Raw genomic sequence first — 22531 nt, forward strand, 5'->3', positions numbered from 1 at the left:
CTGGTTGAGATGCACAAGGCCATCCCCTACATAGGTTGTATCGCCCTTGCCTGACAATCCTGCAACCAACGCTGCACCGCCTGCCCCACACTTCCCTGACTACTATCACGGGGCGGCAACAGGTTTTCATCCTCAGCCTCGATCGCAGAAAACATAAACACCATTTGCCATCCCGCTTCATCAGGCGCTAAAAACAACCAATGAAAATGACTGATGGAAATAGCCTCAGACTCCGAATACTGACGTTCAAGCGTCGTAAAAAACAGCTGCTGCAAATCCTGGCCGTCATCAGGCAGGGTGGTATAAACCCGATCTTTAATCTCCAAAGGAACCCGATCTGGCTGACTAGCCGTAATCACATAAGCTGGCCGATAGGCAGAACGAATATCCGCCACACTGCTTTGCAAAATCCGGTTGGTATAGCTAGGAATATCTCGAATTAACAGAGTCGAGAGAGCTGCAAAATCTTGAGGACAGCTAGCCTGGGGACGAATATAAGGGGTATCGCTTTCAGGCTCCCCTTTAAAGGTAGGTTGTTCGATGGAGGACTTTGATACCTTGGCCAGGCCGGGCGAACTACCCAGGGCAAAACTCAACACAATGCAGACGCTTCCCAAAAACTTTTGGGAATACAGGTTGGGCATAAAAGAAGCCATTCGTGCGATCGCTAACACACCACTTACGATTAATCCTAAATTCTGATCGGTAGCATGCAATAGTTCAGGGCGAGCACAAGGCATCACCCCTACGAGATTATCCATTTATCGTAATTTCATCGCAAATCTGTTGAAATGCCGTGGCAGGATTTTCAGCCTGAGCAATCGGACGACCAATGACCAGATAGCTAGCTCCAGCAGCAATGGCCTGACTGGGCGTCATGGCCCGCTGCTGGTCATCTTTAGCAGAACCGGCAGGTCTCACACCAGGGCACACCAACAAAAACTCATCACCGCACACACGGCGCAAAGCTTCTGCCTCTTGGGGAGAACAAACAATACCCCTTAGACCACTATCCTGGGCCAGCAAAGCCATCTGCAATGCATAGTCCTGTAGCTCCAGAGAAACCTTGAGCTCAAACGCCAGAGCCCGGGGATTAATGCTGGTAAGCAAGGTAACCGCAATTAAGTTAGGGGGGGCACAGCCTGTGGCGGCAGCCCCTTCCATAGCAGCCGCCTGGGCCGCCTGTAGGGCGACTTTACCCGCCGGAGCATGGACCGTGATCAGATCCACACCATAACCAGCAGCAGCTCGACAGGCTCCCGCCATAGTGTTAGGGATATCGTGGAACTTGAGGTCAAGAAAGATGCGCTTTTGACGCTGTTTTAGCTGTTCTAAAATGGCAGGCCCAGCGCTGACAAATAACTCTAGACCCACTTTCCAAAAGGTAACGTTGGGAATTGTATCGACGAGTGCGATCGCATCCTCCATCGTTGGCACATCTAACGGCACAATAATCCGCTCCGCCGCTGATTGCGTGGTCAATTTTTGGGCCATTATGCCACCAGCCTCACAAACTTCTTCTTACCCACCTGTAGCACTTTGCCCACCAGCTCATCGGGGCCAGCAAATTCCACATTGGGGTCGCTGACCTTCTCCCCATCCAACTTCACCGCACCGCCCTTAATCTGACGGCGAGCATCGCTGCTGCTGCTGCATAGAGGCGTTGCCCCTAGCAAATAAAAGACCTTGGCCGGGAAATTCACCGCTGTTAGAGAGAATTCCGGCACCGCCTCTGCCTGACCCGAGCCCCCCTGCACCAGGTTAATGGCATCCTTTTGCGCCTGCTGCGCAGCCGCTTCACCATGGAACTGACCGGTAACATCTAAAGCCAGCTGCTTTTGAGCCTGCCGTGGATTCTCCGGCAGACTATCCAGGGACCGCTTTGTCAGTAACTCAAAATAGTCAGAAATCAGGGCATCAGGCACCTTCTCTAACTTGGAATACATGGATAGCGGATCTTCTTGCAGCCCCACATAGTTGCCCAAGGATTTAGACATTTTCTGACTGCCATCGGTGCCCAGCAACAGCGGCAGCATCATGCCAAACTGTGGCGTCAGACCAAAATGACGCTGTAAATCTCGTCCCACCGCCACATTAAATTTCTGGTCAGTGCCCCCCAGTTCTACATCGGCCTTAAGCGCCACCGAGTCAAACCCTTGCATCAGGGGATATAAAAACTCGTGGAGATACACCGGATTGCCCTGCTCGTAACGCTTGGCAAAGCCTTCCTTGGCCAGCATCTGACCCACAGTCATGGTACCCAGCAGCTCCAGAATTTTGCCCAGGTCCAACTTCGCTAGCCACTCCGAGTTATAGCGAATTTCTAAACGGCCAGGGGTATCAAAATCGAGAATGGGGCGTACCTGCTCAATATAGGTTTCTGCATTAGCTTTAACCTCAGCCTCCGTCAGCTGTTTGCGCACCTCTGACTTACCAGTGGGGTCCCCAATGCGAGCCGTAAAGTCGCCAATCAACAGGACCGCCGTGTGGCCTGCATCCTGAAACGCCCGCAGCTTTCTCACCGGAATGCTGTGACCCAGATGAATTTCAGAACCCGTGGGATCAATCCCTAATTTGATCCGGAGTGGCCGGTCAGTTTGCTGTAATCTTGCCAACAAACTTTCATTAGGATCGTCTGAGTTGGGCTGATGGGGAAATACTTCACTGACGCCGCGATAGATCCCTGCAAACTCCTCAGGGATGGCCGACATTACAAAATTAGAAGCCTCGGTCATAGTGTGTTGGTGTAAAAATGCGCAGTGAACCGCCAAAAATAAATACTGATAACTCCGTAAGACTGCCTAAGTTTTCAAACTTGCCTAGACATCTGCCCGGAATCCACTATAGTAGCGGGTAAATTATCTCCCTTTTCTGATGGATGCATAAGGCCCTTGTGCCTGCATCAGGTGGTTAGGGAGATTTAACGGCACACATTGAGCCCTCAACGACCTATCCACCCAATTTTTTCAGATTATAGGTACGTCATTCGTCCGATGCGCTTGCCGCAAATCATTTTACTGGTCTATGGATCAGCTGGAACATTCCTCGGTACTGAATCGGTCCTAGGGGCTTGTTGTTCCTAAAGACGTTTTGAGTACGATCTGGGAAGTCTGACTCTAATTTCGACATCAACCGCATCCACATCTGAAACAACGGTTTTTCTATTTGGGAAGTATACGTGTTTAATTTGGATGTGATTTAAATTCTGTTTATGGCAGCAGCTTTATAATTACGGGTGCTGATTTAGAGGAGGAGTCGATCTGTTAGAAATGCTATAAGTCGGCATTTTTCAGACGAAATCATCGCTCAGATCAGCCGCGCCTCACTAATCTGGCCTGCCGTGTATTTCCGTAAGGATGTAGCGTATCCGTGGCATTTAATACCATTCGTCAAACCCGAGTTCCTTTGCAGTTTACTGGTGAACCTAAGCTGATGAAGCACATTCAAGATGTGCTTCAGATTAGCGGGGCGACACTATTGACGGCAACCATGCTATGTAGTGCGATCTCAGCTGGTGGCTTAGTGGGTTTAGCCATTAGCTTTCGAAATTTGCCCGATGTGCGATCGCTACGCAACTACATCCCCACCGAAACCAGCTACATCTACGACGTAGACGGCACCCTGCTCGATAGCTTGCACGACGAAGCTAACCGGGAAGTGGTAGACCTCAACGAAATTTCCCCCCACCTCAAGCGCGCGGTTTTGGCCATTGAGGATAGTGACTTTTACGAGCACAGCGGCATCAACCCTGTGGGCATTGGCCGAGCATTTCTAGCCAACTTCCAGGCAGGCAATACAGTGCAGGGTGGTTCAACCATCACCATGCAGCTGATTAAGAACTTATTTTTGAGCCCCCAGCAAGCCATTAGCCGTAAGGTGGCTGAGGTGGTTTTATCGCTGCGCCTTGAGCAAATTTTCGAGAAAGATGAAATCCTCGAAATGTATCTCAATCAGGTGTATTGGGGTCACAATACCTATGGTGTTGAAACCGCTGCCCAGAGTTACTTCAATAAGTCATCCAAGGACTTAACCCTGGCTGAGGCTTCGATGATGGCGGGATTGATTAAAGCGCCTGAAAGCCTGAGTCCATTTGTAGACTACCAGGCCGCAAAGCGAGAGCAGTCTATCGTCCTAGAGCGGATGCAAACGCTGCGGTGGATTACCCCAGCCGAAGCCGAGGCTGCGAAAAAACAACCTCTGCGCTTGGGTAAAGTCACGTCCTTTGTTTCCAGTAAGGCTCCCTACGTCACTGAAGCGGTTGTCCAGGAGCTACAGGAACAATTTGGTCAAGAAGCCGTACTCAAAGGTGGCATGCGAGTGCAGACCACCATTGATATTAAGCTACAGTCCTTAGCTAAACAAACCGTAAAATCGGCCCATGCTAACCGCTTTGGCAACGGTGCCATCGCCGATCAAATGGCTCTGGTTGCCATCGACCCGCGCACCCATTTTGTAAAGGCCATCGTCGGTGGTGTGGACCATGAAAGCAGCCAGTTTAATCGGGCCGTTCAGTCGCGTCGTCAGCCAGGATCAGCCTTCAAACCCTTTGTTTACTATGCGGCCTTTGCCTCAGGTCGGTACACCCCTGATAGCATCGTGGGGGACACACCGGTCACGTATCCCGATGGGTCTGGCTACTATTCACCTAAAAACTATGGTGGTTCCTTTATGGGAAGTATGCCGATTCGGCGTGCATTAGAGCTGTCCCGTAATATTCCCGCCGTAAAACTGGGACAGGCTGTGGGCATCTCGCGGGTGATTGACGTAACCCGTACCCTGGGCATTGAGAGCCCCATGGATCCGGTGATTTCTTTGCCCCTGGGGTCAGCAGAGTTAACCCCCATGGAAATGGCTGGAGCCTATGCCACCTTTGCCAATAATGGTTGGCACTCTGACCCAACCCTGATTGCCCAGGTAACCGACAGTGATGGCAATGTGCTACTTGACAACACGCCTAAACCCCAGCTGGTGCTGGATCCTTGGGCAACAGCGGCCCTCACGGATGTGTTGCGCGGCGTCCTTGAGCGAGGCACGGCCACCAATGCTCGCATTGGTCGACCTGCGGCGGGTAAAACGGGCACCACTGACTCCCAAAAAGATGTCTGGTTTGTGGGCTATGTGCCTCAGCTAGCAGTGGCGATATGGGTTGGTAACGATAACAATAGCCCCATGGGCCGAGGGGCAACGGGCGGCAGCTATGCGGCTCCCATCTGGCGAGATTATATGGTCCAAGCGTTGCGCAATGAGCCGGTTCAGAACTTCCGTCGTCCGTCAGAGTTCATTCGTCCGTAGGGTGGGCAAAAACGAGAGCATAGGCTGACATATGTTTGATGGGGATAACGTTACCGAGGCAGGTGAGTCGCTGCATGGCTTGCTCAAGCAATATGAACAGGCCATTGCTGCTTTAGAGCCGTCTGGCTATGCCCCCCAGGTGATTTTGGAAACGTTGTTGGTGCGCGATCGCATCCAAAGCTTATTAAAAGATGGCACCCTCAATGCTCCAAATTTGGTACATCTAGATCAGTTGGATGCCCAGCTACAAACCCACGAAAATTCCTTTAGTAAAGCGTCAGACCTGGGACGATGGCGAGAGCTCTATCAGCCACAGTCAGATGCATGGTGGTGGTATCCAACCACGAAGGATGCTAAACAGCAAAATCGTTACGATTGGCTTTGGAATGGTCTGTCGATTGTTTTTTTAACCGTATCAGCCAGTTTGATTTTGAATACGGCATCGCGGTTTTGGAGTGGCGGCATTGCATCAGCGGGGACGCTAGCAGTGGCAGCCCAAAGTGTGTTGACACTGATTGTAGGAAAAGGGGCGCTGACAGACTCCGGACGCAAGGCTTGGGAGCAAATTTTGAAGCGGCGTGGTGTGCCTGAGTACCACTGGCAGGAATGGAGCTGTGGGGCAGCGGGCGGTGTGTTTTTGGCAGTGGCAGGCATCCATGGATCAATGCCATTGTTTGCCACCTGGTATAACGGCTGGGGTCTGAAGGATTATGAAAATGATCGGTTGGCCAGTGCCTTGCAAAACTATCAGGTGGCCCTTAACTTAAGCCCTGACTATGCGGAGGCGTACTACCACCTGGGAGTACTGTATGAAGATCTACAACAGCAGCAAGATGCGATTGAGGCGTATCAGTTTGTAGTAGAGAGAGGTCCTGGGGTTGTTGAGTTGCAAACCTGGTTAGAGGCGAATAACAACTTAGGTAGGCTATACATTTTGCAAGAAGATTATCGGGCGGCGGTTGATTTTTTGTGGAGAGGAACTGAAGAAGTCCTAAAAGATGCGGCAGAACCAAACCTGGAGTTTGCGAAGGTAAAGTACAGGCTGCTGAAGAATCTGGGCTGGGCTCGATTAGGGCAGGAACGCTATTTAGATGCTGAAACAAACCTGGATGACGCAATTCTGGTTTTAGAGGAAGAGCTGATTCCTTGGGTTGAGTCCCTGCCTCCAGGTTCAGAAGAAGAGCTGCATCGCGGAGCTGCATATTGCCTGATGGCCCAGGTGTTGGATGCTCAAGAACTGCCGGATGAAGCGGATGGGTTTTGGCAAACCTGTGTGGGCGAGGCGAATCCGGGCTACCCTGACGAAGATACCTGGTTAGGGATTTATGAGCAGAGACTACAGGCTGAGGATGTAGAAGAGACGGGTGAATGACGGGTAGGGAGATGCGGAAGGAAGTAATCGACCGACTGAAGAGTCTGGGTGATACCTGGTTCCCCTTGGCAAGGGGAACCGTCAGGGAGGGGTCTTCGATACTTGCGCCATTGGTCGGGACCCCTCCGCCTGCGGCACCTCCCCTTCTAAAGGGGAGGTCAGTAGCGGCTGGTGGTGAGGCAGAGGGTGTTCAGGCCCCCAAACCCCCACCATATAACAAAATACCTAACCAACCCACTCTTCTCCATTACCGCAACCTCGGTATTCTCGCCTTTCTACTTATACTACAAGGGTTCTTTCCAACAGCGGCTCTAGCCTCTGCCCGCATTGTTAGCATTCAACGAGGAACCGTTCAGGTACAGCGTCGAGGCAGTTCTGGCTATGTGCAAGGAAGAGTAGGAACACAGCTAAATCCAGGGGATGCGTTAATTATTCCCAATCGCAAAACACGGGTGCGGGTGCAGTGCCCCAGTGGAGCCAGGCGACGGGCAACGGCAGGACGACGTTCGGGCATGCGGGTGATTTGTCCGGATTTGGCCCGGTCGACGGATCCGCGTAATGACAATGATTTGTTGCAGTTGCTGGCAGGGCAGTTTCCCTATAAGCCACAGGTTTTAGACACGGTGCCAGGGTTTTATTGGCCTGGCTTGGTAGGTGTGGATGAATATCAGGTGCAGCTATTACAGCAGGAGTATGTGCAGCCGGAATCGGAGGATGCGTTTACCTTTGCGCAACCGGATTTGGTGGAAACGGTGGTGTGGGAATCGACAGTGTTAGGCAACAATCTGGTGTATGACGGCCCTGAATTTGAGCCGGGGGAGCGGTATCGGTTTCAGGTGATGGCTGGGACTGAGTTGCACTACAGTGTGGCGTTTCAGGCACTGGCAGTAGAGAAACAGGAAGAGGTTAGTGTTGCTGTTGCGGATCTGACGGATGGCGATGTGTTGCTAATGGCCTATGTGCATCTGGAGCAGGGACTGTTTTGGGAGGTGATTGCCACGCTGCGACCGGTAGTGGAAGCGGGCGGCGCTTCGGCAGAGATGCATCGGTTATTAGCGGAGAGTTATTTGCGGGTAGGACTACCTGGGTTGGCGGAGACGCACTATGGTGCGGCGGTGGCACTGGCGGATGAAAGTGGTGGGGTGAGGACGCGGGCTGAGGGCTGGGTTGGGTTGGCTAAGGTGGCGGCAATGCAGCAGGATGAGGCGTTGGTGCGGCAGCGGTTGGTGGCGGCGCAAGTGTTGTATAGGGCGCTGGAAATGGATGAGGGATGGTTGGAGACTATTGAGGTTTGGTTGGCGGGATTGGATGGGGGTTAGGGGCTTGTATATTTTTGTTATGAAATTGTTCCTCCCCCTGAAAAGGGGAGGTGCCTTAGTCAGAGGGGGCTGTGGTTGTTGGCGCTAGTTATTTAGACCTCTCCCTAATACAGTCACGTTTGCTCAAGCCAGTTAAATTCTTTAAGGGAGTCGACGATCTTGCTGGGGGCAAACCAAGATGGCAGGAATAGCAACTGGATTACTGGCTACGGTTTTAATTACGGGTGGTTTCTCTGCTCAGTCCGTAGGAGGGTGGGCCAAACCGGTGAATAGCTCCCAAACCACATCTATTGCCTTTGTTATCGACGATGCTATTGCCCAAGCCCAGACTCAGCAACGTCAGGGTCAATGGCTAGACGCGATCGCAACCTACAAAACTATTCTCTCAAATTCAGAGAGTACAGCCTTACAACAAGCCCAAGCCGCTTACCAAACAGGCCGCCTCTATCGTCAACTACGGCAATTTGTCAATGCAATTCCCTATTTAGAACAAGCCCAAACCCAGTATCAAGCGGCAGATAATCCCCTGGGAGAGGCTGACACTCTGACTGAACTGGCCTATGTCTATCTATTGTTTGAACGCGAGACGCTGGCCTCTGAAACGTTAGAGCAGGCAAAACGGCTATTCCAGACTCTGTCAGATGGCTCTAGCAGCTCTAAACAAAGCCTAAAGGCAGATATCAGCCGTACCGAGGCAATTATTCAATTTCGACTGGAACAGTATGCTGCTGCCAGGGAGTTGGCCACAATAGCGATCGCAAACTATCAGCAACTGGTCGATAATCCTGATCCAGACAGTCCTGTCGAGGCTATTCTGCAAGACCAATTGCAGGTTGTTTTACAAACTCGAAATGTGGGGCTGGTGGATTTTGTTAACAATGACTTTGACTCTGCTATTACGATCCTGACCGAGGTGATTGAGGGTCTGGAAACCATTTATGCTGAGTATCAACGGTTAGGGAACACAACCGGCATCGCCACCACACAACATTATCTATGTGAAACCTATAGCTTTGTGGGCGCGTCTCAACCTGCCTTAGGGTACTGTCAGGAGGCCCTGGCCACTTTTCAATCTTTGAACTATGGCCACTGGACAGGTCAGATGTTACAGAGTATTGGCTCAATTTACTATTTTGCTGAACCAAACGATGTCGGGTTGCAGACCGAGGCGGAGGCTCAGCAACAATCGCGTCGGTTTCAAGAACAGGCCATTGCCGCCATGGCAGCAGTTGGTGATGCCTGGAAGGTGGCAGAATATCAGCTGAGCCTGGGGGAAAATTATTTTTTTGTGGGTGACTATGATAGGGCCTTTGAGTTGGAGACCCAGGCCTTGGCCACCTATGAAGCCCTTGTGGAAACACCCTATGGAGAGATTTTAGGGGCCCCTTATCAAGCGGGGCAGGCGTTACTACTCAGGGGAGATGTCTTTTATCAGCGGGGAGACTATACCACCGCATTAGAAGACTATCGCCGGGCTGAGGAAATTTATGCACCGCTGTCTCAAGTACCGTTAGCCACCCTAGAAGAAAAGCGTTCCCTGGGCTATGCCCATCTAGATTTGGGGCGTACCTATGAGAAACTGGCGCGCTATGGAGATGCGATCGCATCTCTAGAGAAAGCTCTGGCCATCGGTCGAGACTTTTATGAGCCCTTTACCGAGAGCATGGCCCTGGATGGTCTGGCTAATATTTCTCTGGAGCTAGGCGAGTCTGCTCAACAAGAGACCTTATCAGCTGAAGCGGAGGAGGTGCGATCTCAGCGGCGAGAGTATCGTATCGGGTTGTTTGAGGCACCAGAAGATGACTTGGCTAATCTGTCACCCGAGGAACAATTGGCCGCCGCCCAGGAGTTGGGCAGTCAGCAACAGGAGGGCTACGCCTATACGTCTATTGGGCTAGAAGCTTACCATAACAATGATTATGAGAATGCCCTTGTGGCCTTTCATCAGGCGATTGCTATCCATCAAGAGGTGGGGGATATCCCAGCGGTGGCCAGTTCGTGGGGTATGGTTGGTCTCAGCTATGAGGGTTTGGGCCAGCTAGAAGCAGCCACTCTGGCATTTCAGAACTCCCTGGCCCTGCATCGTCAAACAGGCGATCGCTTTCAGGCACGGGTGACCTTGCGAGATCTTGCCTATGTTTATTTCCAGCGAAATCAACCGGAAATTGCGATCGCATTTTACAAAGAAGCGGTGACTGTTAGCGAAGCCCTACGGGACGAATTGGAAACACTTCCCCTGGCCCGGCAAGCATCGTATGTGCAAAGTGTGGAAGCCACCTATCGGTTTCTAGCAGACTTGTTATTGCAGCAGGGACGCATTCTGGAAGCGCAGCAAGTCTTAGAACTGTTAAAAGTCCAAGAAATTCGTAACTATATTGATGACCAGCGGGCTGTTAATAGTGCTAGCGGTGTTACCCTACTGCCCCAGGAAGAATCGCTGTTAATCAGCCACGGCAGCCTGGTGGAATTTGGTAAAGCCGTTTCTCAATGTGAACAGAGCCGCTGTGACCAGCTCAGCAAGCTTCGCAATCAGCGCGATGATCTGGCGCGGGCCTATCAAGATAATGTGGATAAACTGTCTAACTTTATTCGTGAGCAGTTGGCGGCTGATCAGGCCTTATTAGACCCAGAAGATTTAGGCGGTCAGGCCAGGGAAATTCTTAAACAACAGCCTGGTACGGTGGTTATTTATCCGTTAGTGCTGGAGGATAAGCTGTGGTTGCTGTGGGCTACGGAAGGCCGAGTGGTCAGTCGTCGGGAGATTGCAGTCAGTCGTTCTGAGGTGGCCAATGCGGTGGTGCAAATGCGTCAACTCTTGGATAACCCCAGGTCGGATATTGATACCCTACAAGCGACAGGACAACAGCTGTATCAATGGTTAGTTCAACCCATTGAAGAAGAATTAGAGGCGGGGAGCATTACAAATCTAGTGTTTGCCCTGGACCGTAACCTGCGCTATGTGCCCATGGCGGTTCTCCATGATGGGGAGCAATATCTGGTTGAGAAATATGGCATCAGTCACATTTTGTCAGAGGAACTGACGGACTGGCGCGATCGCTTTCCGGCAGACTCGGTTAGTGTTTTAGCGGCTGGGGTTTCAGCGGGTACAGCGGAGTTTAATCCGTTGCCCTATGTGCCGGTGGAGTTAGATGGCATTGTGCGAGAGGACGGTGAGGATACGAACGGGATTTATGACGGCACCAGTTTGTTGGATGAGGCGTTTACGTTTGAGAGTTTGCGGGATGGGTTAACGGGACAAAATATTTTGCACATTGCCACCCATGGTGAGTTTGTGCCGGGCCGTTCGGATGAGTCTTATTTGCTGTTGGGGGATGGTGAACGGCTGCCGATTCCGGAGATTCGGATTTTGGGGGATTATCTGGAGGATGTGCATCTGGCGGTGCTATCGGCCTGTGAGACGGGGTTAGGGGGTGCCAAGGCGGATGGGCTGGAAATTCAGGGGATGAGTTATTTCTTTTTGGACCATGGGGTGGAGTCGGTGCTGGTGTCGCTGTGGCGGGTGAGTGATGTGAGTACGAGTTTGCTGATGCAGCAGTTTTATCGGAATTTGGCGACGGGTGAGTTGTCTAAAACTGAGGCGTTGCGACAGGCTCAGTTAATGTGGATTGGGTCTGGGGAGGAGTTGGCGGCGGATACGGCGCGTATTATTGGTCAGCGAATGACTGAAGAACAGGGGAGTACGTTATTGTCGCATCCGTATTATTGGGCTCCGTTTATTTTGATCGGCAATGGTCTGTAGGTCTTGCTGATTAGGAGATTTCTACCGATACCGTTGGCTGAGCGGAGTCGAAGCCAACAATCTCAGCCAGCGTGCCCTGAGCGGAGTCGTTGGCGTAGCCTCCCCTGCGGGGATAGGGCAAGATTATGCTCCGAAACACCCAAACGGGAATTGTAAATACAAACAACCCTTCCCTGAGCTGCACCTATGCAACGTTTTCTCTCAACCTTGATTGTCATAGGTGCCCTCATATCACCTGTAGCCCTGCCAATGCCGCAGGCAGTCGCCCAAGAAACCATTGAACCTATAACCGACGAAAGCAGAGCCATACAGCTGCATAATCAAGGCTTAGAGCAATTTAATCGCGGTCAATATCAAGAGGCATACGTCTCCTGGCAAATGGCCCTTGAACTTTTTCAAGCCTCCGGTAACCGTGAGAACCAGGTCAATACCCTCAATAGTTTAGGAATTCTATTTCGTACCTTGGGCCAGGCCGAACCAGCGCTTGACCATCACCAACAATCCCTCGACATTGCCCGAGAGTTTCATAATATCCCCGCAGAAAGTAGAGCCCTAACTGGCCTGGGCCAGGTATATGACATGCTCGGTCAATACCCACAAGCCATTGACCATTATGAACAAACTCTGGCACTTAACCTTGAGCCCCAGGCACATATCTTTGCTCTGGGTAATCTGGGTAGTACTTATATGAATCTAGGCCAATATCAACGGGCCATTGAATACTACGAACAAGTACTGCCTTTGGTGCGTGCAAGCGATAATCGTCTCGGCGAAAGCTCGGTTTTGGGTAATTTAGGCATTGCCTACGACAACCTGGGCCAGTATCAACGGTCCCTCAGCTTATTAGAACAACAACTGGCCATCACCCAAGAACTTGGCTACAGAGCAGGTGAAAGCCGTAGCCTGGGAAATTTAGGGAATGTCTATATCGACCTGGGGCAGTACCAGCAGGCCATTGACCTATTGGAACAACAACTGGCCATTACCCGAGAACTTGGCGATCGCCCTGGGGAACGACGGACCTTAGGTAACTTGGGCAATGCCTATTCCCGGTTGAATCAAATTGAGGTGGCGATTGGTTTTTATGGGCAAACCCTTGCGATCGCACGCGAACTAGGTAATCGCGTTGATGAAGGTCGCTCCTTAGGTAATTTAGGCTATGGTTACAGTCGTTTAGGTCGGTGGCATCAGGCCATCGACTTTTTAGAACAGCAGCTAGTGATTGCCCGTGAGCTAGGAGATCTGCCTGGAGAAAGCAGAGCCCTAGGAAATCTAGGCCATGTCTATGGCCGTTTGGGGCAATCTCAAAAGGCGATTGAGTATTTTGGTCAAACTCTGGCCATCAGTGGTGAAAGTGGCGATCGCCACGAAGCCGGACTGGCCCTAAGCAACCTGGGTTATGCGTTTCAGGCAGATGACCAACCGGAATTAGCCATTGCCTTTTTTAAGGAGGCGGTCACGGTACGGGAAAATATTCGTCAGGATATCGCAGATCAGGCTTTGCTACAGTCCTACACAGATACGGTGGCGGATAGCTATCGTACGTTAGCTGGCCTGCTGCTGGAGCAAGGGAGGGTTCTCGAAGCCCAGGAGGTATTGGAACTACTGAAAGTTGAGGAGTTAACAGAGTATACGGACGAACGGGCTGGCGATAGCGATGCGAAAGTGACGCTGCTACCAAAGGAAAAGGAAATGGTAGAGCAGTACTCCTCATTGGTGGAATTTGGTAAACAGCTGCAGGACTGTGAAGCGACTAAATGTGAGAAATTAGGAGATTTGAGATCTCAACGGGACGATCAGTTTCGTCAATATCGAGAAGCCGTCAACAGCCTCAAAACCTTTATTGGCGATCGCCTGGCAGAGGGCGACAAATCTAACCTTTTGTTAGATCCTGAGAACTTTGCGACAACGGCCAAAGATATTATTGATCAGCAACCTGGCACCGTTGTTATTTATCCATTGGTGCTTAAAGACAAACTGTGGTTGCTGTGGGCTGCCGATGGTCGTGTCATTGGTCGACGAGAACTGCCTGTGAGCCGTCAGGAGGTTGGCCAGACCGTGGTTCAGTTTAGAACCTTGGTGGAAAATCGCAATTCTGACATCGAAGAAATTCAGCGCCTGGGACAACAGCTTTATGACTGGTTAATTGCCCCCTTTGAAACAGAGCTTGCCAGTAACCAGGACATAAAACACCTGGTTTTCTCTCCAGATCGGGTAATCCGTTATTTACCCCTGGCGGCCCTTTACGATGGTGAACAATATTTAATTGAAAAATATACTGTTGGCACAATTTTATCGGCTGCGCTTACGGATGTGACTGATCGCTCTCCGGTAGGGACCGATGGTGTTTCGGTATTGGGTGTGGGTGTGTCACAACAAATTGGAAACTTTAACGCTCTCCCTAATGTGCCCATTGAGCTAGATGCCATTATCCGTGAAGAAGACAATCCCAACGACACCAAAGGTATTTACCCTGGGCAACAGTTACTTGATGATGATTTTACATTTGAGACATTGCGAGATTCCCTTGGTGGTCAACAAATTCTCCATATGGCCACCCATGGTGAATGGGTAGCGTCTGAGGACGATCCTTACTTGCTTATGGGCGACGGACAACGGCTACCTACCCCAAAAATTGATGATCTAAGCAGCTATTTGGAAGATGTGCATTTAGTTGTCCTGTCCGCCTGTCAAACTGCATTGGGTGGGGATGACAAAGATGAAATAGAAGTGGTGGGTCTGAGCTACTGGTTTCTAAAAAGTCAGGTTGATGCGGTAATGGCTTCTCTTTGGAACGTCAATGACTCAAGTACTAACGTGTTGATGCAAAATTTTTACACCAATTTGGCCCAAAGCACCACAGCTAACCCCGTCACTAAAGCTGAGGCATTACAAACGGCCCAAATTGCCTTTATCCAGAGTACAGACTCAATAACAACCAGTGGCGATCGCATTATTGGCCAACGCGAAACGGAAGGTAATGGCTCAACACTGTTTGCCCATCCCTACTATTGGGCACCGATGACGTTAATCGGCAATACCCTGTAGCCACTAAACCACCTCAACCGAAATCGAAAATGCTGCAATATCAGCGGTTTGAATCTGGGGCAGCTCATCCGTCATCGCTGTATTATCCAACGGTGCACTCCGGGAAGAACTGATCTCACCCAGCAGCGTATTCACCGCTCTCAACGATAGCTCAGCCGACTCACTGTCACTACGCTCACCCAGGGCTTGCAGCGTGGCTAGCGTTTGCAGCTGGGCCAACCCTTCCACAAACGGCTCTCGACTTGCAATAATTAATGCCTCGGCCCGACCCCGTTCTTGACCATAGAGCGGCTTTTCTTTTTCTGACAAAGATGGGGCATAAAGCTCTGTACCATTGCCCTCCAGACGACTCTCAGCAATCTGTTGTTCACGGCCCTTTTGAGGACGCGGCAAAACCACAAACATCCGCCCATCGGTAACAAATATCACAATGCTGATATACAGAGGCTCAGGCTCGTGATTAACTACCCGAAATCGAAAATCTTGATCTAGCAAAATTTGGTGAGTACCCCCTGACTGTGCCTCACCCGATTCACCACGGGGGGTGAAGGCTGAGGCAATCAGTTCAACCTGTTCACCAGCTACTTCAGCTACTTCACCAATAATGGAGGCGTCTACCTTCAACCGGGCAGAATTAGCTTTGAGTAGAGATTTGATTAATCGGGCGGCTAGTAAGGACTGAAGCTTGGGGGTGAGGCGTGTCACGGCATCCGTAGCTGACTCTGCAGCATCACGGCCAAAGGAGCCCGGTATCCACTCATCAAGACTTTGGGAAAATAGGCCAATCCTGTCCGTATTGGGGACCGCTTTATCTTTAAACCGTCGCTTATATCCAGCCGTCATTCGACTGAGGATGTAGTGCACCTCTTTTTCGTAGGGAACATTGCCCCCCTGGTGAGGGACCCCAACCACCCGAGGAATGGCACCTAACTGCTGCTGAATCCGGCTGGTATAAAGACCCAAAGACGGATCAATGCCAATCCGTAGCTGCAACTCAGGCGATACCACCCGAGAAAATTCCTGTAGCAATGTTCCTGCTGGCACTGCCGAAGGAAGCTTGATAACACCCCGCATACCCTGGCGTGACAATAGCTCCACCTCACCCAGTGATTCAAAGCCTGCCGGGGCAAACTTAGCCCCCCGACCAAAGGTGGTAATACTTTCATGGTCGATCCCCCCAAGCCATACGGTGGCCTGATCACCATCCACCTGAGTAACAACGGCCTCAGCCGGTGGAATTTGTTTTTTCTCAGGAACAAAGTAGATATCTGACTGGGCTTGTTCCGATGGGGCATCCAGAAAAGGAATCTGACCAGACAGATCCTTCATATCACGGGTAATGCGCACCACAGTACCTTGACTGCTATCGGTCTGTTGCCACAGATACTGGGTGAGCAGGTAGGTAAAGGCTCCCGCATAAAACCCGTCAAAGCCTACATCAACAGCTTCTTCATCTTTTTGGGCAGCAGCGATGACCACCCCTTTAGCCACACCAATATTGCGACGATTTTGCAGAGTCGGAACATCTACACCTAACGTCCGCAACCACTGGCTTTGATACGCTAACTCTGCTGCACTCGCCTGATACGAATTGCCATCAAAACCTGAGCGCACCCGCACATTCCCACGGGTACCGCCGCCGGCGTAGCAGCTGTCCAAGACAACACTGACCTGGTCCGTTGATAACGCCGACGTCAGCAAAAACAACGTCCGTCCCATGATGTCATCAACGTCAGTGCCATTTTCTTGAATGTCACCAGGTACAAAAGTACTGTTAAGCCCATCACCATCAGGGGAATTGGGCTCTAACACCTGGGAACCATGGCCCGAGAAATGAAAAACCACCACATCCCCAGGCTGAGCCTGATGGATCAGATGCTCTTCAAAGGCTGCCAGAATATTGCTGCGGGTAGGCTTATGTGCCGCATCATCACTAAGGACCAGAATATCGCTGGCCTGAAATCCAAAGCGATGTATCAGTAGCTCGCGTTGTAGCTCTACATCCGTTGTACAGCCTCGTAAATTTGTAAAGCGACTGTTACCAGCAGGATATTGATTGACACCGACTAGCAACGCCAATTTTCGAGTCGTCGGTTGGGCTAATGCCTGACCGTAGCGTAGACCGTGGGAAACAAGTTGCCGCTCACTTAGCCCGTAAGCTGCCAATGTGGTCCCGGCAAACTGTAAAAAACGGCGACGGTTAAATGTCGGCATAAGGTATCCCTTTCAAGCAGCCCGTAGGGTGGGCAATAGAAATTGCTCAGGCATACCGCAGCAGGATATCCAATGCCCACTTTCGAACAGGTTATGTCTCTTTGATTTCAGACTTCATGCGGTCTAGGGTCATCTGCATCTGGTCAAACATCTTTTGTGGTGTCATCCCAAATTGACCCAGATGGGTTTTCAGCTGTTCCATCGTAAGTTGAGCTGTGAAATCTTCGGACAGCTCAAATCGTTTCATAAAGACGCGATATCGATCCATGATGCTTTCCATCTGCTCGATGTATAGCTTCTTGCCATCGCGATCAAATTTGCCGTAGCTGCTACCGAGCTGCATGAGGGCCTGATAATCCTGAAAGAGCTTCGTGGCTTCCTGCTGCACGATCTCTGAATCAAAAAAGCTCATACATCTACTCCCAGGGGCTTACTTTCATTGGCTGCGCGCTATCTGTAAGCGTTAACGTTGACTACTCTTTCAGAGTAAAAGCTCGTTTCGATATACGCAAAGGTGAGATATCCCCACCTAATACCTACTAGCGATCACCTAGCGACCCAGTAATTTCTTAAGCCAAGATTGTTGCCCTGACTCAGGCTTAGGGTCTGGTGGAACCACCTGACTAGCTGCCTTACGCTTTTCAGCCATGCGTTTTTCTAAAACTTGACTATATTTCAACGCTACGGAATGGTTGGGGTTTAATTCTAAAACACGCTTCAAATGGGCACGGGCCATGCCGTAAGACTTCTTCATCAAATAGGCTTGGCCGAGCATTGAGTGAAGTTCAATCCCATTGGGTGCGATCTTAAGCGCTTCTCTCAGCTCCTGAATGGCTAGATTGTAATTACGCTGGTTCAGATATGTCCGAGCTCGAATACCATATTTTTCAGCGTAGTTGATAACAGGGGGTTCCGGCGGTTTAGGATCTTCCTTCTTTTCTTCTTCTTCTGAAGGGGTATGGTCAACGGCAACTAAGCCAGTACGCTTAGGTCGAATAGGCTTACTGATCTTACGGTGTAGAAATGCTAGGTTGAGCTGACTTAGACCCGACAGCACCATGGCAAACTCATCGGTCGAGCTGAACTGGGTTGTTACTAGCTGATTAACCGTATTTTCATAAAAAACTTCCACTTCTGCTTCTGGAATACGCAAAAGCTGTTGAGCGCTTTCAAAAGAAGGCGCGAGTTTGCCTTGACGATCGAGTTGCCTAGCGCGAAACCGCATGTTGGCCAAAACTTCGGAGCGATTCTTCTCTTGCTTAAGCCGTTGATAGCCAGGGTTGATGACCTTAGCAATCAGCTGCTCAGATATTTGACTAATGGCAGTGGGGTTAGTCGCTTGAACATCGGGATGAAGAAGTTTTGCTATCTGGCGATAGCGCTTAAGAATGCGACGATCTTCAGCATTTAGAGAGAGGCCTAGGGCAGCGTAGGGATCTTTCTCAGCAACTGTGATCCATTCATCTTGAAATGACTTGGCGTTGGTCATGCAACAGGAGGCTAAGAATTGGCTCACGTACAATTCATAAACAACACGAGATTGCTAAATTCCGGCGACTACTAACATTTGAACCGTCCGTTAGATATAAAAGTAACCGAATTTTTAGCGTTTTAAGTTTTGATTTCTGACCTTAGGGATTACTTTCAGGAGAATGCACAAACTAACTTTGCAAAAAGCATACAGTCTATAAGCACAAACGTTTTGGATGGATGAGGTATGGATACCTCTATAAATTCTAGATTCTCCAGTCAAAATATCCCTTGGGGTCAAGCATGATGGATGCATCATGTTATATAAACACATATCAAATTCTAGCTGTTTCATTGGAAAATTAGGCACCCTCTATAGTGCTCAATTACTAAAATTCGCGATGTCGTACCTTCAAGTTAAAACCAAGGCTGTTTATGGATGATCATCAAGCTAATCATCAGAAAAATAGAAAAATTGCAGCCTTACTCGCATTTATAGGGGCAATTCAGCCAACTCCGGTTCCTTTTGCTGGGATTCATAAGTTTTATTTAGGTCAGTATGGCTGGGGGATGGCTTATTTGCTTTTGGGGGCAACCCAGGTACCACGGTTTGCCTGCCTGCTTGAAAGCATTTGGTATTTAACTGAGCCTCTGTTCCAAAGGCTTTGGCAGCATAATAACCAGAGGGCTTCACCCATCCCTAACCTGGGTGAAGCCGTTGAAGGTGTGGCGAATAGCCTCCGAGAAATCGAGCATTTGCGGCAGGAAGGGCTGCTGTCAGAGTATGAGTTTGAGCAAAAACGACGCAGCTTGCTAGAGCAAATACCCTGATGCAATGGAGGCCTTGAGTGACCCGTCAGAAATCCCCACAGTCATGGCGACGTTTTTGGGTTAAACAGGCCCTGCGAGGTTTGGATGCCCTAGAAGCTGGGCTTACTCCCTTGAGAAAAAAGCTGGCTCAGGATAATTACTATCGCTTTAGCTCAGTTGATGAAGTGCAATTGGGAGCAAAGTTGGGAGTGCGGATTGACGCCAATCGCGCCACTGTCGATGACTGGTTACGATTGCCAGGTATTTCGATTCATCAGGCGAGGTCTTTGGTGGAACTCAGTCGTTCGGGCACGCTGCTAACCTGTTGGGACGATGTTGCAGCCATCACTGGTATCGGTTTACAGCACCTGCAGGTATTTGAGGGTGTGGTGCAGTTTTATTATTACGATCCCGATAGTGAGGTTATGCCCAGACAGCTGCTGATTAATCAGGCAAGTGCTAGGGAGTTAACAACAATTCCGAGTATTGATCTAGCACTTGCTGAGCGGTTGGTTTACGGTCGTCATCGCTATGGTCCCTACAGGGATTGGTTAGATCTAAAACGGCGACTACAGTTACCTCCTGATGTGATAACAGAGTTATTGCACTATTTGCGTTTTTAAGGTGAATGAACACTGTATCCCTTGCCTATGTGGATATTGGGACGATAAGAAACGGCTGAAGGGAAATCTATTTAATCTGAAAATCTCTCATCCAGTCGGGTACTGTGCGGAAAACGGTTGAGTTGACTTGGTGATAGGTATATCAAGTTATGGTGATGAGACTCACACCAATCTTGTAAAACGCGGAGTTTACTTGAGTTGTCTGCAAATTCTACGGGAATATCCTGGGTCTGTCTGTGGAATTGAGTAGGTTGAGATAAGTATAGAGTCGGGACCATGCAGGGACTAACAAAGGTCAGTAAGGCAATTCATCGTGGGATCACAGCTGTTGCAATGACGATTGCGATCGCTACGATTTACGCAGCCATGCCCGCTGAGAATCAGGCAAACAGCGGAGAGGTATTAAGACACCAGATACAGGCTATTTTAAAACTTCATCAAGCTGATAAAGAAATTACGCAGGACATGCAAGACTCCCAAGAGAGTTTAGCAACACTCTTACTGAGCTCCCGAACCAAGGCTTACAGCCATCAGTGAACAGCTGTAGGTTAACATTTATTGCATTAGATTTAGCTGACCGCGATTTTGGGCACGTTCCGTAACAATATCCTTGGATCCGGCGTTGGCTCCCATACCATAGGGACTATGACTAAATCTCTACTGACTGATGCCAGCCGTCGCCTGGATCGGGCACTCAAGTACGTGACGATTTCTGAGGATGCGGCGGAGCGGTTAAAAGCCCCCAAAGCAAGTCTTAAGGTGTCTATTCCGGTGCGTATGGATGACGGATCCCTGAAGGTTTTTGAGGGGTATCGTGTGCATTTTGATGACACTCGTGGACCCACAAAGGGAGGGATTCGCTTCCACCCCCAGGTGACGTTGGATGAAGTTCAGTCCCTGGCGTTTTGGATGACGTTTAAATGTGCGGCGCTCAATATCCCGTTTGGTGGGGCCAAGGGAGGCGTTACCCTTAACCCCAAAGAGCTTTCCAAAGCAGAGTTGGAACGGTTAAGCCGAGGATATATTGATGCGATCGCAAACTTTATTGGTCCTGATACAGATATTCCGGCCCCCGATGTCTACACAAATCCCATGATCATGGGGTGGATGATGGATCAGTACAGCATCATCCGCCAGCAGCGCAGCCCGGCAGTGATTACCGGTAAACCTGTGGCCCTGGGGGGGAGTTTAGGTCGATCTACAGCGACGGGGACTGGTGCGTTTTACGTGCTAGAAGCCATGATGGAGCATCTGTCAAACAAACGATCAGGCAAACAGCCATCCTCTCCAAAAACTGTTGCCGTTCAAGGTTTTGGTAATGCTGGTGCGGTGGTCGCTCGGCATCTATTTGACGCAGGTTACACCATTGTTGCCGTGAGTGATTCGCGTGGGGGCATTTATACCCCTAATGGACTAGATATTCCCAGTATTCAAAAATTCAAGGCTGATACCCGCTCTGTTAAAGCCGTCTACTGTGATGGCAGTGTGTGCAATCTTGTTGAGCACGAAGTGATTACCAACGATACGTTGCTCAGCTTAGATGTGGATATCTTGATTCCAGCGGCATTGGAAAACCAAATTACCGCAGCCAACGCCGATGCGATTCAAGCTCGCTATATCTTTGAAGTGGCCAACGGGCCCATCAGTACCGACGCCGACGACATTTTAGAGGCCAAAGGCATTACCGTCTTTCCCGATATTTTGGTCAATGCCGGGGGAGTGACCGTGAGCTATTTTGAGTGGGTGCAAAATCGCAGCGGTCTGTATTGGACCCTCGACGAAGTTAATCAACGCCTGAAGAAACAAATAGTGGCGGCGGCCGATACGATTTGGCACATTGCCCAAACCCACAAAACATCGGTGCGCACGGCGGCCTATATCCATGCCCTGAATAGCTTAGGTGCAGCCATGGATGCACGGGGCACACGGGCGGATTATGTGTCGGGGAATAGAGAATAACCCTATGTAGGGGCGTTCCATGGAACGCCCCTACATAGGGTATGGAGAAGGTAAAATTGCTAGGCACATTATTAGGCCTGGAATGACCGCTGAAAAATCTTCTCCCGAAACCACGTTGGGAACATCACTGCAAACCATGGTGAAGTCCAATGCCAGATTGGTGGCCATTGCTATGGCAATCGCCGTGGTCATTCGACTATTTATTGCAGAACCTCGATTTATTCCATCTAACTCGATGGATCCAACCTTACATATTGGCGATCGGTTGCTGATCGAAAAACTCTCCTATCGTTTCCATCCACCGCACCATGGCGATATTGTGGTGTTTGAACCACCGCCACAGCTCCAGGCCATTGGCTATCGGCCTGAGCAGGCCTTTATTAAACGGGTTATGGGTTTGCCTGGTGACACATTAGCTGTCCGTCAAGGTCAGGTCTATCGCAATGATCAGCCCCTAACAGAACCCTATATTCTGGCTGCTCCTAACTATGAGATGCCCCCAGTCGCGGTGCCAGACAATACTGTTTTTGTCATGGGAGACAATCGTAACGACAGTAATGATAGTCACATTTGGGGTTTTTTACCCATAGAAAATATAATCGGCCATGCTACTGTACGCTTTTGGCCCCCGGATGACTTAGGAACGGTTTGAAGTAGTAAGTAA

The 22531-nt window shown here is 50.1% G+C and carries 16 protein-coding genes; 10 read left to right on the top strand and 6 right to left on the bottom strand.

Annotated features, from left to right (window positions below; translation table 11 throughout):
- Positions 1–26: 26 nt before the first annotated feature.
- From U2F10_RS08875 to tyrS, 3 genes are read right to left on the bottom strand one after another with little or no spacing between them, the layout of a single operon-like run.
- Positions 27–761, bottom strand: coding sequence for a hypothetical protein (locus U2F10_RS08875; protein WP_499058570.1), 735 nt, complete (start codon positions 759–761; stop codon positions 27–29).
- Positions 754–1494, bottom strand: a complete 741-nt coding sequence (pyrF, locus tag U2F10_RS08880; RefSeq protein ID WP_163664040.1) for an orotidine-5'-phosphate decarboxylase — start codon at positions 1492–1494, stop codon at positions 754–756. The genes U2F10_RS08875 and pyrF overlap by 8 nt, the downstream gene beginning before the upstream one ends.
- On the bottom strand, positions 1494–2711 hold the full coding sequence (gene tyrS, locus U2F10_RS08885) for a tyrosine--tRNA ligase (protein WP_499872343.1): 1218 nt from the start codon (positions 2709–2711) through the stop codon (positions 1494–1496). The genes pyrF and tyrS overlap by 1 nt, the downstream gene beginning before the upstream one ends.
- Before the next feature lie 658 nt (positions 2712–3369).
- On the opposite strand from tyrS, the gene U2F10_RS08890 reads away from it, so the two are divergent.
- From U2F10_RS08890 to U2F10_RS08910, 5 genes are all read left to right on the top strand, one after another.
- The gene (locus tag U2F10_RS08890) at positions 3370–5292 is read left to right on the top strand and encodes a transglycosylase domain-containing protein (RefSeq protein ID WP_431732020.1); all 1923 of its coding nucleotides are present in this window, start codon (positions 3370–3372) and stop codon (positions 5290–5292) included.
- Positions 5293–5323: 31 nt separating this feature from the next.
- Positions 5324–6664 (top strand): tetratricopeptide repeat protein, encoded by a 1341-nt coding sequence (locus U2F10_RS08895; protein ID WP_499871782.1) that lies wholly within the window; start codon positions 5324–5326, stop codon positions 6662–6664.
- Between the two features lie 11 nt (positions 6665–6675).
- The gene (locus tag U2F10_RS08900) at positions 6676–7983 is read left to right on the top strand and encodes a tetratricopeptide repeat protein (RefSeq protein ID WP_499871784.1); all 1308 of its coding nucleotides are present in this window, start codon (positions 6676–6678) and stop codon (positions 7981–7983) included.
- Between the two features lie 178 nt (positions 7984–8161).
- On the top strand, positions 8162–11743 hold the full coding sequence (locus U2F10_RS08905; protein ID WP_499871786.1) for a CHAT domain-containing protein: 3582 nt from the start codon (positions 8162–8164) through the stop codon (positions 11741–11743).
- A 186-nt stretch (positions 11744–11929) separates the two neighbouring features.
- Positions 11930–14791, top strand: coding sequence for a CHAT domain-containing protein (locus U2F10_RS08910; protein ID WP_499871787.1), 2862 nt, complete (start codon positions 11930–11932; stop codon positions 14789–14791).
- Positions 14792–14794: 3 nt separating this feature from the next.
- Here the strand turns inward: U2F10_RS08910 and U2F10_RS08915 are convergent, their stop codons facing one another.
- The 3 genes from U2F10_RS08915 to U2F10_RS08925 all read right to left on the bottom strand — a co-directional run bounded on the left by U2F10_RS08915 (position 14795) and on the right by U2F10_RS08925 (position 18494).
- Complete coding sequence (locus tag U2F10_RS08915) at positions 14795–17005, bottom strand: caspase family protein (RefSeq protein ID WP_499871789.1); 2211 nt, start codon at positions 17003–17005, stop codon at positions 14795–14797.
- 91 nt (positions 17006–17096) lie between these two features.
- Complete coding sequence (locus U2F10_RS08920) at positions 17097–17417, bottom strand: DUF1825 family protein (RefSeq protein ID WP_163664053.1); 321 nt, start codon at positions 17415–17417, stop codon at positions 17097–17099.
- Positions 17418–17555: 138 nt separating this feature from the next.
- Positions 17556–18494 (bottom strand): J domain-containing protein, encoded by a 939-nt coding sequence (locus U2F10_RS08925; RefSeq protein ID WP_163664055.1) that lies wholly within the window; start codon positions 18492–18494, stop codon positions 17556–17558.
- A gap of 416 nt (positions 18495–18910) precedes the next feature.
- Between U2F10_RS08925 and U2F10_RS08930 the strand changes: the two genes are divergently transcribed.
- The 5 genes from U2F10_RS08930 to lepB all read left to right on the top strand — a co-directional run bounded on the left by U2F10_RS08930 (position 18911) and on the right by lepB (position 22519).
- On the top strand, positions 18911–19306 hold the full coding sequence (locus U2F10_RS08930; RefSeq protein ID WP_163664057.1) for a hypothetical protein: 396 nt from the start codon (positions 18911–18913) through the stop codon (positions 19304–19306).
- A gap of 17 nt (positions 19307–19323) precedes the next feature.
- Positions 19324–19908 (top strand): ComEA family DNA-binding protein, encoded by a 585-nt coding sequence (locus tag U2F10_RS08935; RefSeq protein WP_348917942.1) that lies wholly within the window; start codon positions 19324–19326, stop codon positions 19906–19908.
- 276 nt (positions 19909–20184) lie between these two features.
- A complete protein-coding gene (locus U2F10_RS08940) occupies positions 20185–20445 on the top strand; it encodes a hypothetical protein (RefSeq protein ID WP_163664058.1) in 261 nt (86 codons plus the stop codon).
- A gap of 108 nt (positions 20446–20553) precedes the next feature.
- Positions 20554–21867, top strand: a complete 1314-nt coding sequence (locus U2F10_RS08945; RefSeq protein WP_163664060.1) for a Glu/Leu/Phe/Val family dehydrogenase — start codon at positions 20554–20556, stop codon at positions 21865–21867.
- A 136-nt stretch (positions 21868–22003) separates the two neighbouring features.
- Positions 22004–22519: a signal peptidase I gene (gene lepB / locus U2F10_RS08950; RefSeq protein WP_499872345.1), complete on the top strand. Its 516-nt coding sequence runs from the start codon at positions 22004–22006 to the stop codon at positions 22517–22519.
- Positions 22520–22531: the final 12 nt, after the last annotated feature.

Source organism: Leptothoe sp. EHU-05/26/07-4 (assembly GCF_043421015.1).
Lineage (GTDB): Bacteria > Cyanobacteriota > Cyanobacteriia > Phormidesmidales > Phormidesmidaceae > Leptothoe > Leptothoe turfae.

Bases quoted from the DNA above. Each gene is read 5' to 3' on its own strand.
- U2F10_RS08905 (WP_499871786.1), top strand. From the start codon at position 8,162: ATGGCAGGAATAGCAACTGGATTACTGGCTACGGTTTTAATTACGGGT.
- U2F10_RS08915 (WP_499871789.1), bottom strand. From the start codon at position 17,005: ATGCCGACATTTAACCGTCGCCGTTTTTTACAGTTTGCCGGGACCACA.
- pyrF (WP_163664040.1), bottom strand. From the start codon at position 1,494: ATGGCCCAAAAATTGACCACGCAATCAGCGGCGGAGCGGATTATTGTG.
- U2F10_RS08910 (WP_499871787.1), top strand. From the start codon at position 11,930: ATGCAACGTTTTCTCTCAACCTTGATTGTCATAGGTGCCCTCATATCA.
- U2F10_RS08940 (WP_163664058.1), top strand. From the start codon at position 20,185: ATGCAGGGACTAACAAAGGTCAGTAAGGCAATTCATCGTGGGATCACA.
- U2F10_RS08945 (WP_163664060.1), top strand. From the start codon at position 20,554: ATGACTAAATCTCTACTGACTGATGCCAGCCGTCGCCTGGATCGGGCA.
- lepB (WP_499872345.1), top strand. From the start codon at position 22,004: ATGGTGAAGTCCAATGCCAGATTGGTGGCCATTGCTATGGCAATCGCC.
- U2F10_RS08895 (WP_499871782.1), top strand. From the start codon at position 5,324: ATGTTTGATGGGGATAACGTTACCGAGGCAGGTGAGTCGCTGCATGGC.
- U2F10_RS08900 (WP_499871784.1), top strand. From the start codon at position 6,676: ATGCGGAAGGAAGTAATCGACCGACTGAAGAGTCTGGGTGATACCTGG.
- U2F10_RS08920 (WP_163664053.1), bottom strand. From the start codon at position 17,417: ATGAGCTTTTTTGATTCAGAGATCGTGCAGCAGGAAGCCACGAAGCTC.
- U2F10_RS08875 (WP_499058570.1), bottom strand. From the start codon at position 761: ATGGATAATCTCGTAGGGGTGATGCCTTGTGCTCGCCCTGAACTATTG.
- U2F10_RS08925 (WP_163664055.1), bottom strand. From the start codon at position 18,494: ATGACCAACGCCAAGTCATTTCAAGATGAATGGATCACAGTTGCTGAG.
- tyrS (WP_499872343.1), bottom strand. From the start codon at position 2,711: ATGTCGGCCATCCCTGAGGAGTTTGCAGGGATCTATCGCGGCGTCAGT.
- U2F10_RS08930 (WP_163664057.1), top strand. From the start codon at position 18,911: ATGGATGATCATCAAGCTAATCATCAGAAAAATAGAAAAATTGCAGCC.